A 14,222-nucleotide genomic window follows, 5' to 3' on the forward strand; every position below is an offset into this window, starting at 1 on the left:
CCTTTCATGTTCACGATGGAAAGGCTGTACCGGATCCCGGCAGCCTCTCCATCTTACTTTTCTTTATTCACCAGAAGGGGTTAACCCCTGTTCTTCAATCTTTCTCGCTGCTTCTTGAAGGGCTTCTTTCGCATCTGAACCATTTAACGTCTTTTGAACCGCTTCTGAAATGATATCCTGGAACGGCTCCCACGCAGCAGGCTTAGGTGCTTCATGTCCAAACTCAATGCTTTCTACATATGTTGCAAAGAACGGATCTTCATGGAACTCAGGCTCTTCTGCTTCATCGATCTGAATTGGAACAAGTCCCTGATCCAGGTCATAAAGCTTTTGTTCTTCCGGCTGTGAAATGAACTCGAGGAATTCCCACGCTTCATCCGGGTGATCGGTATTGTTTGAAATCATGATTGAGTCAGACCCAAAAATGTTTGCCATCTGCTTTCCTTCAGGCAGTGGTGCGTTGTCGTAAGGTGCCTCTTCATTATCCGGCTCAAGCCCCATCATGTTCCTTCCCCATGGTCCTATCACATACATGGCAATTCTTCCTTGAGCGAACAGTGTCGGAAGCTCCTCCCGATTGTATTCAAGCGGATTTGGTACGACTCCGTGTTCACGGTAGAGATCCGCATAAAATTCAAGAGCTTCAACAAACTCAGGTTCTGTAAGTGTAATATCCCCGTCTTCATTAAAGACAGCTCCTTCGTTTTGGTAAACGTAGTTCATGAGCTGCTCAACTGTGGAAATATGGCTCGCACCGGAGATCCCAAGACCATAGATTCCTTCATTTTCTTCCTGAACAGTCTGAGCCGTTTCAATCAGCTCGTCCCACGTAGTTGGAGGCTCATCAATTAGATCGGTACGGTAAATCAATGTTCTCGTTGAAAACGCTCGTGGAATCGCGTAAATTGAATCATTAATAGTTACATTTCTTTGCAACGGCTCATGGTAAAGACCAATGCGATCAGATGCGTAGTCATCCAATGGCAGAAGGGCATCCATTAGCGCAAATGCCGGAACCCACCTTGTGCCTCCAAAGAACACATCCGGGGCTTGTCCGGAGCTGATATCGGTTACAAGTTTCTGATAGGCATCTCCCCAGCCAACCGTTTCAAGTTCAACGTTGATGTTTGGGTTCTCTTCTTCAAAACGTTCGATCATTTCCTCTATTCCATCCCGAGTACCCGGCTGATCTGCACCTGGGTGGAAGTAGCGGATACTCACGTCTTCTCCGTCATTCTCTCCTGAAGCTGAGGTATCACCATCTGCCTCACCTCCACCACACGCACCCAGTACAAACATCGAAGACAACGCAATCGGCAACCAACTTTTTTTCATCCTTACTGCACCCCTTTTCATATTTTAAACTTGTTCCACTCTCTGGAAAAAGTAACCGGATTTACCTCATCGACTAAATTCCCCTATGCGAAAGAAATCCTGAAACAACACTGCCACACAACCAATTAATTCATAATCTTCTCCTAATGAAGACGGAACGACTTTTAAATCCTGCGACAGGACCCTCATCGTCTTTTTATATAATTGCTCTTTCGTATATTTCAGTAAAAAGGCATTGTGATCAATCACTTCACCACCCAGAATCACTACTTCTGGGTTATACAGATGAATGATATTCACCAAACCACTCGTTAAATAGCTACCAACATCTTCTGCCACTTCGATACATAACGGGTCGCGCTCTTCCACTCCTTTTTTAAAAAGGACTGGACTTAGCTTATCCTCAGTATTCATAAGATCTCGCAGAATTGACTTTCTCCCTCTTTGCAGGGCCAGTTCAATTCTTCCTGCAATGGCAGACCAACTGATGTACGATTCCAAGCAGCCATTGTTGCCACATTCACACCTCATGCCGCTTTTATCAACACTGATGTGTCCAAACTCACCGGCTCCTCCATTATGACCTCTGAAAATACGATTATTGAGGTAGGCACCGGCTCCTACGCCATCTGTAAGCTTGACATAGACAATATTTCTAAAGGTTTTGTAGTCGCCAAATTCCTTTTCCGCCAGCATTAAAGCGTTTACATCATTGTCCAGCCACGTTTCAATCTGGAACTCTTCTCTCACAATCGAGACAATATTGACGTTATGGAGATCGAGTTGCGCATTGTATAAAATCTCACCGGAATTTGCATCCACAATCCCCGGAGCGATAATAGCTATCCCGAGGCAGTCTTCTTTGGGCGTTCCCGGTTGATCCAGCGTCTCCTTTATGGCGTCCTTTACAACTTCAATCACACGTTGACCGAAAAAACGAGGCGCCTCATAATGTTTTTTATACAATGTCTCCGCTGCCAGGTTCATAATCCCTACGGACAAATCACTGTTCGTTATGGAAACTGCGATAATGTGCTTTCCGTTGGGGTTAAACCGTAAAAGAATCGGCTTTCTTCCTCCGCTGGAATGACCTTCTCCACCTTCTATGACAAAGCCGTTTTTGATCAGTTCCTTCACTGCCGTTGCAACGGTCGTTGGACTGATCGATAAGCGCTTGGCAATGTCACTCCTCGACAGAGGTTCTTCTTTTCGAATGGTATCCAAAATAATTGAACGATTAAGCTCCTGCATAAGCTTAACGTCTCCTGTACGAGTCAGCGACACGTTCACCCCCCAAACTTAATCCAGACTCTGGATTAAGTATTATCTATACTATAGACGTTCCAAAAATAGAAGTCAACAATATTCAGAAAATTCTTGACTATATATGGTGGAGAAGGAATATCCGATGTGCAGGGAGTAATGGTAATGAATATGAAATAAAAGGAGGAACCTATATGGAAATTATTGAATTGCAAGAACGGAATGACCTGTTTAAAAAAGCAGTTCAAATATTCTGGGAAGTATGGGGAAACGACCATAATTACAAGTTTTATGAAGATGCTATACAGCACTCTTGCAGCATAGCTTCAGATATTCCTTGTTTTTATGTGGCATTTGAAGAAGGCGATATCATAGGGACATACGCATTATTAAGAAATGACCTCAATAGCCGTCAGGATTTATGCCCTTGGCTCGCTTGTTTATTTGTGTCAAGTGAGCACAGGGGAAATGAAATAGGTTCCAAGTTATTACAACACGGCTTAAAAGAGGCAGCGAAAAAGGGATATGATAAGCTTTATCTATCTACTGACCTTGAAGGTTATTATGAGAAATACGGATGGAAAAATAGCGGCATAGTATATGGAGTAAGTGGCGGGCATATCAAGCTATATGAAAAATACACCGGTTTAAAATAAACAAAATCTTAACTACGTCAGCTAAAAATATACCGATCTTTTTTGAAATTTATTGATGATTTGTCGTATTCGTTTCTGTCCTTAAAAGAAGCCTGGATTTGCATTATTCAGGCTTCTAAACTATTACTTTTGAGTGAATGCTTTGGTAGATTTCAGAAGACAAACCGAGAAAATGAAAGCAAAAGAACCGCCTCCACTCCTCCGTCAGACGCTGCCTCACTTCCTTCTTTTCATCTTCTTGGCTTTTTTCTTTTTTCGTTTGAAAAGGTTGGAAGTGCTCTTCTCCCTGAGTGTTCGTTCTTTTACCGGGAGCTCTTTCGCACGGTCTCCCATAAATACTTCGGCAATCAGGAAGAAGGAAGTTGCATTTCCCGGGGGAAAAAACCAATTTCCTTTATTTCCCCGGCAGCCTAATCTCCTCTATATGAATCTGGTAAGGTTTGTTGATCTGACAATCAGCAAAGGGTTAATTTGTGAAGTCATTTTATCGTCTGCCTTTCTATCTAATAGTTTGGAATCATTATATCAAAAAAATCTAAAAAAGAGCGCTGTCCAAATGGATAGCGCTCTTTGATCGTCCTTCCCTTCTAAAAAGATTAATCTCCCCGGTTATGGAGAGCTAAGGTAATGATATGGAGGTCTTCTTGGGTGGCAAATACACCTTTCTATTATGTTGGAACATGTTGTTTTTCTATACAAACTTTTCAACGTGAATTAATTCAATTCCAGCTGACCCGACCAAATGTAACGGAGCTTTAACATAAAAATCATGAAACGTTACATTGTTACGATTATAATAAAGAGGATTCATAAAAGGTGTTAAATTGAAAGTAAATAACAGGAAAAGGGGGATTGACTGCTCTGCTCACCTTACATATGGACAACTACTTACATGGGGGAAATTCTAATGAATGGTATCAATGTAAAAGTTAAAATAATTTTACTCGTCTTTCTTCTTCTCACTCCTACCTTTACTACCTCTTCTTTTTCCAGTGTCGCTGCCGAAGCTGACAACATTATCATTACCGAAGTCTATTATGATACGCACATGTCTTTTGAACCGGATGAATATGTGGCCATCACCAATCCCTTATCAAATAACGTTGATATTTCAGGATGGCAGATTGGCGATGACGGAACGAAAGCGGTCTTTCCGCAAGGGACAATCATGGAAGGCGGAGAAACCTTTTATATTGTTCGGGAAGCCAACATCATCATTGAACAAAACATTTTAAGCGGCATTACTCCACAATTTGAGTTTTCCGAAAACACAGACCCTTCTGTACCTAATATGGCAGGCGCCAATCCGCGCTTTGCCAATGGAGGGGACGAAGTATTTTTAAAGGACGGCAGCGGGGAAATCATTGATGTGGTCGTTTATGGAAGCTCTGACTATGAAGAGATCGGCTGGACGGGTGACCCGGCTGCACGCGGCAGTTCCGGAGATGTATTAAGACGAAACCAGGTTGAACGAACAGGTGCCTGGATTGATACGGACAGCCGTTCGGATTGGGACAGCTTAAAAGGAAACCCACTGGCAGAAACCGCTGATCTGCGAACATACAAACAAGCCCAGTCTGATTTGGACCTTGAGACGTTTGACGTAGAAGGGATTGTCAGGCCTTATACATCACCCGATTCTACATTCAGCGTTCTCGAAGATTTATTTTCAAACGCCCAACATTCCATTGAATTGAGCGTATATGAAATGCACAGCCCGTATTTGACAGAAATCCTGGTTGACGCTATTGAGAGAGGGGTTGAAGTGCGGGCCCACTTTGACGGCGGACCGGTTGGGGGCCTCCAGGACGATTCCAGATGGGTCTCCCAGCAGCTCCATGATGCAGGAGGAGAAGTGCGTTATATCGTCATGGGCCGTGACAACGATCAACACAAGCGCTACCGCTGGGACCATTCAAAGTACGGCATTATTGATGACGAAATTGTCTTTGTACAAAGTGAAAACTTCAAAAAAACAGGAACGCCTGTCGATAACTCAAGCGGTAACCGCGGCTACGGAGTCGTTATTGAAGACGCTGATGTAGCAGGCTATTTTCAGGATGTGTTTGAAGAAGACTGGGACGACTTGTATCCGGATGTGTTTGCCCATGACCCGTCCCATGAAAGATACGGCAATCCGCCTGCTGGATTTGAACCGGACTATGATGTGCCAACTGGCTCTTATCCATCCCCATTTGAAAGTAAAGCCATTACAGGAGACTTTAAAATCACCCCGGTCATCGCACCTGATACAAGCTTTAAGCAGGAAGATTCGATACTGGGTATGATTAAAGATGCTGAAGACTACGTTTATGTAAGTCAGATGTATTCCCACAAGTTCTGGGGAGGGCTGGAAGATTCATCAGACTCTCACCCGAATATCTATATGGAGGCTGTCATTGATGCAGCGCGGGCAGGTGCCACCGTTCGCGTAAGCCTTGGGGATGCCTGGCTGGATCCTGATAATCCAAGGGATAATACACGTACCATTGAATACCTCCATACTATTGCTGAACAAGAAGGAATCGATATAGAAGCTCAACTCATAGATACCGAGGCCATCGGATTGGCCATTCTTCACAATAAAGGTGTCATTGCTGATGACCGGGTTCTTGTATCCAGTATCAACTGGTCAAAAAACAGCGGAAAAAATAACCGTGAAGCCGGTGTCATTATTGAGAACCAGGACGTGGCTGACTTTTACAAGGAAGTATTTGAATACGACTGGGCCGGCGGAGATCAGGTTATTGGCGTGGCATATGAGGACTTTGAATCCGGTGTGAAGGAAACATACAGCGCTGATGAAGTGACACTTTCTTCCGGTGCATGGCTGTTTGATAATGCTTTGCTTGGTACCCTGTCCAACGATAAAAAGCTTGGCAGTCAGTCTGCGAGAGTACGAGCAGACGGAATGATCGAAATGCAGGAAGATATTGAAGGTGTGGCATCCCTCAGCTTCTACCACGGACTGTATGGATCTGATGAAGGGGGAACCATAACCGTTCAAAAGTCCGTTGATCATGGAAGCAGCTGGACGAATGTGACTACCCTACCATCGCAGAGGAGTCTGGAAAAAGAGCGGATTGATGTAAATGAGTCGGAGAATGTGAGGCTTCGCTTTATCGTAAGCGGAGAAGAAGGAACCCGCGTAAATATCGATCACATCTCATATGTAGAAGGAGGCATTACAGAACCTGTTCTGGCGGAGGGATATGAAGGGGCCGCAAAAGGCAGTTATGCGGCTGCTGATGTCGAGCTTTCATCAGGCCTTTGGCATCTCGATAATGCTCTGATCGGCACTCATCAGAGTGACAAAAAAATTGATGACCGCTCTCTGCGCATCCGCGCTAACGGGCATGCCAGTATGGAATTCGATGTTCCAGGTGCCCACGCCGTCAGCTTCTATCACGCAAATTTCGGTTCTGACACCGGAGCGGAAATACTGCTTCAACAGTCCACCGATCAAGGCGAAACGTGGAACGATGCCGGGGAAGCAATCATAAGCAATTCCGAACTCGAACGCCATAGAGTCGTTGTAGACACGGAAGCAGATGTTCGTTTTAGAATCGTGGCAGATGGTTTAGAGGGAAGCAGAGTCAATATTGATGAATTTTGGATAGAAGAATAAAACATGACCGTTAGAGCCTGAAAATGGCTCCGCCCAGCACGAAATCCCACTCGTGCTGGGCTTTTAATTTCGTGCAGCAGCCAACCGGGTCACCGAGCGGTGATAATGAGGTTTTGTGTAAAGATATGCCTGTTTTGTATCAAGATTTACCGGCTGAATATTAATTTATGACCGATTTATGTTAAGATAACCAGATCCGAATCCATTTTTCTTCCAGTTACACCTCCACCATAAAGTGATCTATGTAAAGATGTCGGAAGAGGGCGCGCTTGGCCGACCACTTATGGCGCTTTCTACACTAAACAAAAACCCGCCCGGCACATAAGTGCCGGACGGGGCAGTATTGAAACTGTTTTATATTATACTTCGGCTTATAATAGGTCACTCACGAACCGTCGTCCCCCGCACACGCAAAAAAGATGCTCCCCTTATGTCAAACCCTCTCAACTCCACTACCATGCACCGTTTAACTTTTAAACGCCACATCAACCGCCATATCCTTGAAATTCACCTGTATCTGAAACCATTTAGGTCGATCAGCAAAGGATTAATTTGTGAAGTCATATGATCTTCTACCTTTCTATCTGGCCAGTATTAGAACTGAAAGGATTAAATATTTGAATAAAAGACTACGATTTCGACAAAGTTCGGGTGGTGACAGGCACCGATAAAACCTAACACGACGACCTCTCGACCAGCTCGGTATCAAACGAGTAGCTTTCCTTCACCTGAACCCTTTCCAACACCTGAAAGATGACGTGGGAGGCGAGCTTTCCGATTTCGTATTTGGGCTGGCGCATCGTGGTTAATGGCGGTGAAAGGTATGGGGCAAGCTGGATGTCGTCAAACCCGATAATGGAGATATCACCAGGCACCCTGATCTCACTCTCTTTCAAGGCTTCCAGCCCGCCGATGGCCATTTCATCGTTGGCAAAGAAGATCGATTCGGGCATTTCACCCTGATGAATCAGCATTTTCGTCGCCTGATAGCCGCCCTCCTGTGTAAAGTTTCCGTTCAAAATCCACTTTGACAAAGGCGTCTGCCCATGGTCCTTTAACGCGTTTAAGTACCCTTTATAACGATCGTTGCTGTCTGCAGAATTCGACGGACCGCTGATAAACGCCACCGATTTTTTCCCGTTCCTGATCAGATAATCCGTGGCCTTGTACCCGCCGTTCACGTTGTTTACATTAATGCTGATAATATTAGGGTCACCGGTGACGTACCGGTCCAGCACTATGATGGGGAATCCTTCACGTGCCGACCCCTGGATGAAACTGTTTTCGATATTGTGCGCAAGCAGGATGACCCCATCTGTCCGGGTTTCCCGCAGAAATTTAACAGCCGTTGAGCTTTCGTCCCCGTAGGAGCTGCAGACGATCAGGTCATACCCTTTTTCCAGCACGAGCTCCTGGACGCCTCTGATCAGTTCGGAATAGAAAGGACCTGTAAGGTCGCTTAAAATCAATGCGATCGTTTTCGTTTTATTCTTTTTTAAATCCATAGCCAGGCCGTTTTTTCTGTAATTCAGCTCTTTTGCTGCTGCCAGGACTTTCTCTCTCGTTGAACCCTTTATTTTCTTATTTCCGCTCAATGCGTAGGAAGCCGTTGACACTGCCACTCCCGCCCGTTTCGCAACATCTTTAATTGTAGGCATGGATTCCCCCCCTTTCTCTATGTAGCTGCCGGCCGGCTTCACCTGAGGCAAGCCGGCACCTTACAACTAATTTACTACACAAAAACGTCTATTTCATTTTTTTCATCCGAATGGATGTGGGTTTTACTGATTTTTACCCCGCTGTTTCGGTACCGGTTGGAGAGCACACCGGATGGTACCTCTTCCCCGTTGACGGTCACTCTGCCGCCGCTCGCGTTTTCTTCACCTGAAAGACGGTACCGAATCGTAACCGGACGCCCCCCGACTGCAAACTCAAACGTGAGACCGTCCAGCCCTGCATCCAGTACCGGATCGAAAATAACCATGTCCCCTTCTTCCCGGACACCGAGTACATTCGACACCAGCTGATTCAGATAGATTCCCGGTCCGCTGGAATAGATGCGCCAGCCGCCTTTCACTTTAACCTGGCCGCTCTTTAGCTGGTCAAATTTCTCAGCCGCTTCGTAGCGGGTGTTGAACTTACCGTCGGAGCTACTGAAGTAGGCATTGCTCTGACGCATTTCGGCATTCGGCACCGCATCGCCGATTCCCACCGGGTTAATCACCTTCAGCGCTTCCCACGCCACTTTACCTTTGCCGATTTTCGCCATCGCTTCGATAAACCGGATGTGGGCGTGCACATACTGCAGGCCTATCTCCCTGCCGAAGTTCGCCGCCTGCTCGGCACGTTTAAAGTGCTTGCTCACACCACCGTCATAGCGGGCAGGCTTGTTCATGAGCCGCACCCCGTCGGGAAAATAAAGATGTTTTCGGATCAGCTCGTAATGCTCTTTCATTTCCTCTTCATCAAACAGCTCACTGATCATGCTGCGGGTCATCGGCAGAAGCCGGTATTCGATTCCGGTTTTGCTGTCGGAAGGATGAACCATTTTTTCAGGGTTTTCCTTGTCCGCAAAATATAAAAACCCTGAGATCACTTTATCGTCACGGAGGAACTTCTGATAATCCCGTTTAACCCCTTCAGACAGGCGCTTCACTTCGGCAGCTTCTTCCGGAGCCGCTTCCTCGAGCATTTCACCGAGGCGCGTTAACGATTGGTATGTTAACGCCACGGTCCAACTGCTCACCATATACTGCTTGAGCTCCTGGTTCGCCGGCTGCAATGTGTCATCCCAGTCTCCGTCACCGTAGGAAGACAGGAACGTATCGTGAAGGAAGTTCGCCTTAATATAGTCAATTTGTTTGTTCACGTGCGCAAGTAAAGAAGGCTGATGCTCGGTAAACGTCTTGTTGCTTCTGTCAGTGTAAGGCAGTTCCTCTTGCAGTATCGCCGTATCACCGGTTATCTTCAGATAATCAGCCAGCAGTTTCAGCGGCCAGACGATAATGTCCCCGTGGCTTTCCTCCTGCTGGACTTTCGTATACTCATCGAACATAAACCACTGCGGCCAGTTGCCTGTATCCTCATACTGGTGGGCATAAACGGTTTTGATAATGTCTTTTACCCGGTCGTATTTCTGCATGGCGAGGAAATATTCCGCAGGTCCCTGGCACACATCCCTTGTGCCCCATGCCGCTGCCGTATACTGCTCCAGCCCGTGCGGCACCGCGTAATGGACAAGCATGTTATGGGTATACCACCAAGCGAGCGTATTAAGCTTTTCCACGTCTTCAGCCATTCCTCCGTGATGCTCGAGCTTGAACCCGTTCATCAGCTCCTTAGCGTACTGGCGGTAGCTTTCCTTCTCCTGCTGAAACACCTTATCAGAGCCAAAGTCAAATTCCCCGGTTAAGCTGCCGGCAATCGTCAGACGCCACTCGGCTGCTTCTTCCAGTTCAAAGGCGATTAAGGACGCTGTTCCGTGAACCAGGCCGTCCACTAACGCCTTTTCGTCCGCCATTTCAGACGGAACACTGAACGAGAACCTGTAGCTCAGTTCCGGGTGAACCTCCCGGCTTGGGGCATTTCCATCAGCCGTCACAACGTAAGTCCCGTCTTTTTCCTCAATATAAAAAGGTACTTCGTATTCGTTTGGGGCCATCGACAGCTGGTTCGTCACGAGGAACCGGTACGGCTTTTGCTGCTTCGATTCAATGTGCAGCGTTACTTCCGCATCACGGACCGAGGTGAAATTCGTCACAACGATCAGGTCATCCTCTGTTTTGTAGTACCAGCGGGCGTAGTTAAAGCCCATCTCAAACAGGGACGGCATCGTGAGCAGGCAGTATCTGCCGTCTTTTTCAATGTAAATGCGCTGGCCGGACGTTTTCGGTATATTCAAGGCGTTGCGTGGGTTGGTCATCAGTTTATTAAGTGACGTATTCCCTACAGCAATCTGGGCGTTGAAGATCCCGGTCATGTAGGCCGTCGTGGTAATCATTTCCTGATCCGGATCGCCGTGATCAGCTGTCATCAGAATGTGTCCGTGGGGGCGCTCCACGTTACGTTCTTTTGCAGGAAAAACAACATGCTCCTGTGTCGGCGTGAAAAAGGCCCCCAGTTCGTCTCCCATTTTCTCTTCAAATCGCTTTTCAGGAAAAAGAGCGTCTACCTCCTCTGACGTCAGAGGAAACGTTTGGAGGCTTTCCCCGGTCCGTGTCTGTACCGGGCCTGTCTCACCCTCAGTTAACCCGTACGTTTTGTTCTCCACACGCTCCCAGGCGGCCTGCAGCTGATCCTGAAATTCCAGCTTCTTCACAGGTTCCGGGTGGTTGTCTTTAAACAGCCCGTAAAAGACTGTGGTGCGGCTTCCGTTTAGGGGTTCCCGGACGGCTTTCAGTCCGGTGTAGGCAAATTCATACTGGTAGTTTTCATTTGGAAACGCCTCGCTCTTTAACAGCTCAGGCTCGTCTGTTTCTTTATAGGACAGGCCGAAAAACTGAAAGCCGTCCGTTACATAGCCGTCCGCACCCGTAAGGCAGCCCTGCTGCACATACGGATTTCCGCCTGGCTGCGGCTGATTCTGCCTGCTGGCGATCACAAAGCCCTTATCTTCCGTGTCGAACGGCTTATGGTCGATATACTGGGAGGCGTACGCTTCATTGGTCCGGACCATGGCCTTTGCGCCGAGCCCGAGATCCTGTCCGTACACCACATCCACTTCCGCTCCGTCCCCTTCCAGGTCCACCTTCCAGAACCAGGTGCCTGTCGGGTCAGGTGAAAAAGTGACGACGTACGATACATTTTCAAAGCTTCCCTTCCACTCCACCGCTTCGTCCCCGAAAGAAACACTCGACGGGGATTTCACGCCGAGCATCGGGCTCCACTGAATCCCTCCCCCGGAATGAACCCGCAGATACAGGTTATTCAGAGAGCCGTCAATCGTATTACTGTTCCATTGGTTGATCATAGCCTGCCCTGAACGGATCTCATAAAGATCCCCTGTCGGTAAAAACATATATGTCAAATCCCCGGATGTAATCTCGTGATCATTGATTGGTCTTGTTTCTATTTTCATCAAAGAATCTCTCCTCGCCATAAGCTCTGTTGCGGTGTTCTCCTACTCCTGTCCAGATCTCCCGGCGGGACTGTAGGAAAAACGACCTTCCTCTGTATTCCTGCTGTCGGGCCCGACACTGACGATAAACTCCCCCGCATCGCACGTATAGGTCAAATCACTGTGGTGGTATTTCAGGCTTTCTTCATCCACCTCGAACACCACCTGCTTTGTTTCACCAGGCTCCAGATGAATTTTACTAAAGCCCTTCAGCTCTTTAACAGGGCGGACCACTTCCCCGACAAGGTCGCGGACGTACATCTGGACAGTTTCCTCACCGGCCACCGCTCCTGTGTTCTGTACATTAACAGAAACACGGATCGTTCCGTTTTCCTCCATGACTTCCGAGGAAAGGGCAAGGCTTGAGTAGGTAAAAGTGGTGTAGCTCAGGCCGAAACCGAATGGAAATAACGGACCGTTCGGTGCGTCTAGATACTTGGAGGCAAACCGGTCCTCGGGATCAATCTGATCCTTCGGCCGTCCTGTATTAAACGAATTGTAGTAAACCGGCACCTGCCCAACGTTGTGGGGAAAGGACATGGTCAGTTTTCCGGAAGGGTTCGTGTCACCGAACAGGAGATCAGCCACGGCATGCCCTGCTTCTGTGCCCGGATACCAAGCCTCAAGAACAGCGTTCGATTCATCAACCACGCCGTGCAAATCGAGGGGACGTCCGTTGAAGAGAACGGTCACAAGGGGTTTACCGAGCTTCTTGACTTCTGCAACCAGCTGAAGCTGGGCGTCAGGCAGTTTTATATTGGTTCTGCTCCCTGCCTCGCCGCTCATCTCGGAATGCTCTCCGAGGGCCAGAACAACCACCTCGGCCTGCTTTGCTGCTTCAACGGCTGCCTCGAGCTGTTCAGGTAAGACTGCTTCGATGTCACAGCCCTTTTCAACTGCCGGCTCGGTGTCGAGCTTTTCGGTCATTCCTGTTCTGACAGAAACGACATCCTTCTCTTCTCCGAAAATGGACCACGGACCCATGAGATCCGTGCTTTCGGCAAACGGGCCGATCAGCGCCACGTTCTGGCTCTTCCTTAACGGCAGCACGCCTTCATTTTTCAGAAGGACACAGGACTTGGCCGCCGTTTCCCGGGCCGCTTTGCGGTGGGTCTCCGAGAGCATCACTGTTTCTTCCAGTTCCGTGTCTGCTCCGCGGTACGGATTTTCAAACAGACCGAGCTTATTTTTCAGCTTCAGAATCCGGAGAACCGCTTCATCGAGCAGGGCCTCCGAGATGACGTTTTCCTCCACAAGTGTCTTTAAATGCTGCACATAACAGGGGGTCATCATTTCGATATCCAACCCCGCCGTCACGGCTTTAAGCGCCGCATCACGGTTATCGGCTGCCACTCCGTGGGGAATCGCTTCCTGAACGGCGCCCCAGTCCGATATGAGGACGCCGTCAAAGCCCATTTCCTTTCGTAGCAGGTCTCTCATAAGCCACTTGTTACTTGTAGCCGGTATGCCTTCCACCGTGTTAAAAGCCGTCATCACCAATTCAGCCCCTTCATCCAGGGCAGCTTCATAGGCCGGCAGATAGTACTCCATCAGCTGGCGCCGGGACATGTCGACGGTGTTATAGTCCCTTCCGCCTTCCGGAGCCCCGTATGCGGCAAAGTGTTTCACACAGGCTGCAAGCTTAGACTGATCATTCTTTAGATCGTCTCCCTGATAACCGCGTACGAGGGCACGGGCCAGCACGCCATTTAAATACGGATCCTCACCTGTTGACTCCATCACCCGGCCCCAGCGCGGATCCCGTACAAGATCAACCATCGGTGAAAACGTAACATGAAGTCCCGCAGCTGCGGACTCTTTAGCGGCGATTGCGGCACTTTCCTCCACAGCCTTCGGGTCCCACGTGCACCCGAGGGCCAGAGGAACAGGAAACACGGTTTTATAGCCGTGAATCACATCCGCCATAAACAGAAGGGGGATTCCCAGGCGGCTTCGCTCCAGGTATGCCTTCTGAATCGTGCGGAGATTGTCTGCTCCTGTTGCCCCGAGGACGGATCCGCTTCCGGTCATATCTTCATTGGCCACTTCCATTCCTGCAAACGGTCCGGTTATTTTCTCGTCGCTGCTTCCTTTGTGAATAAAGGAAGAAACCACCTGCGACATCTGGGCCGCTTTCTCTTCAAGGGTCATCTTCTCTATCAGATCGTGTAATTTCGTTTCATTCATAACGTCTGTCCTCCTGAATATGCAAACTCGTTTTCAC

7 protein-coding genes are annotated in these 14,222 nt (G+C 48.0%); 2 read left to right on the forward strand and 5 right to left on the reverse strand.

Going from position 1 to position 14,222, the window contains the following annotated elements; all coding sequences use genetic code 11:
* Positions 1 to 63 precede the first annotated feature (63 nt).
* Both EBO34_RS13235 and EBO34_RS13240 read right to left on the reverse strand, forming a co-directional pair.
* Complete coding sequence (locus EBO34_RS13235) at positions 64 to 1,335, reverse strand: ABC transporter substrate-binding protein (RefSeq protein ID WP_183163874.1); 1,272 nt, start codon at positions 1,333 to 1,335, stop codon at positions 64 to 66.
* A 66-nt stretch (positions 1,336 to 1,401) separates the two neighbouring features.
* Positions 1,402 to 2,619 (reverse strand): ROK family transcriptional regulator, encoded by a 1,218-nt coding sequence (locus EBO34_RS13240; RefSeq protein WP_142996794.1) that lies wholly within the window; start codon positions 2,617 to 2,619, stop codon positions 1,402 to 1,404.
* Positions 2,620 to 2,792: 173 nt separating this feature from the next.
* On the opposite strand from EBO34_RS13240, the gene EBO34_RS13245 reads away from it, so the two are divergent.
* Together EBO34_RS13245 and EBO34_RS13255 are read left to right on the forward strand one after the other, a co-directional pair.
* Entirely contained in the window at positions 2,793 to 3,254 is a 462-nt protein-coding gene (locus tag EBO34_RS13245; RefSeq protein WP_122899320.1) for a GNAT family N-acetyltransferase, read from the forward strand.
* A 907-nt stretch (positions 3,255 to 4,161) separates the two neighbouring features.
* Positions 4,162 to 6,882 carry a phospholipase D-like domain-containing protein gene (locus EBO34_RS13255; protein ID WP_183163875.1) on the forward strand — a complete coding sequence of 907 codons (2,721 nt, stop codon included), beginning with the start codon at positions 4,162 to 4,164 and terminating at the stop codon, positions 6,880 to 6,882.
* Positions 6,883 to 7,556: 674 nt separating this feature from the next.
* Here the strand turns inward: EBO34_RS13255 and EBO34_RS13260 are convergent.
* The 3 genes from EBO34_RS13260 to EBO34_RS13270 form a co-directional block, all read right to left on the reverse strand.
* Positions 7,557 to 8,540, reverse strand: a complete 984-nt coding sequence (locus EBO34_RS13260) for a LacI family DNA-binding transcriptional regulator (RefSeq protein WP_122899326.1) — start codon at positions 8,538 to 8,540, stop codon at positions 7,557 to 7,559.
* Between the two features lie 74 nt (positions 8,541 to 8,614).
* Complete coding sequence (locus EBO34_RS13265; protein WP_122899328.1) at positions 8,615 to 11,959, reverse strand: GH36-type glycosyl hydrolase domain-containing protein; 3,345 nt, start codon at positions 11,957 to 11,959, stop codon at positions 8,615 to 8,617.
* Positions 11,960 to 12,001: 42 nt separating this feature from the next.
* Complete coding sequence (locus tag EBO34_RS13270) at positions 12,002 to 14,185, reverse strand: glycoside hydrolase family 3 N-terminal domain-containing protein (RefSeq protein WP_122899330.1); 2,184 nt, start codon at positions 14,183 to 14,185, stop codon at positions 12,002 to 12,004.
* Between the last annotated feature and the right edge of the window lie 37 nt (positions 14,186 to 14,222).

This window comes from Alteribacter keqinensis (genome assembly GCF_003710255.1).
GTDB classification, from domain to species: Bacteria; Bacillota; Bacilli; order Bacillales; family Salisediminibacteriaceae; genus Alteribacter; species Alteribacter keqinensis.

Coding starts and splice junctions, on each gene's coding strand:
- EBO34_RS13235 (WP_183163874.1), bottom strand. CDS start 1,335: ATGAAAAAAAGTTGGTTGCCGATTGCGTTGTCTTCGATGTTTGTACTG.
- EBO34_RS13245 (WP_122899320.1), top strand. CDS start 2,793: ATGGAAATTATTGAATTGCAAGAACGGAATGACCTGTTTAAAAAAGCA.
- EBO34_RS13255 (WP_183163875.1), top strand. CDS start 4,162: ATGAATGGTATCAATGTAAAAGTTAAAATAATTTTACTCGTCTTTCTT.
- EBO34_RS13260 (WP_122899326.1), bottom strand. CDS start 8,540: ATGCCTACAATTAAAGATGTTGCGAAACGGGCGGGAGTGGCAGTGTCA.
- EBO34_RS13265 (WP_122899328.1), bottom strand. CDS start 11,959: ATGAAAATAGAAACAAGACCAATCAATGATCACGAGATTACATCCGGG.
- EBO34_RS13270 (WP_122899330.1), bottom strand. CDS start 14,185: ATGAATGAAACGAAATTACACGATCTGATAGAGAAGATGACCCTTGAA.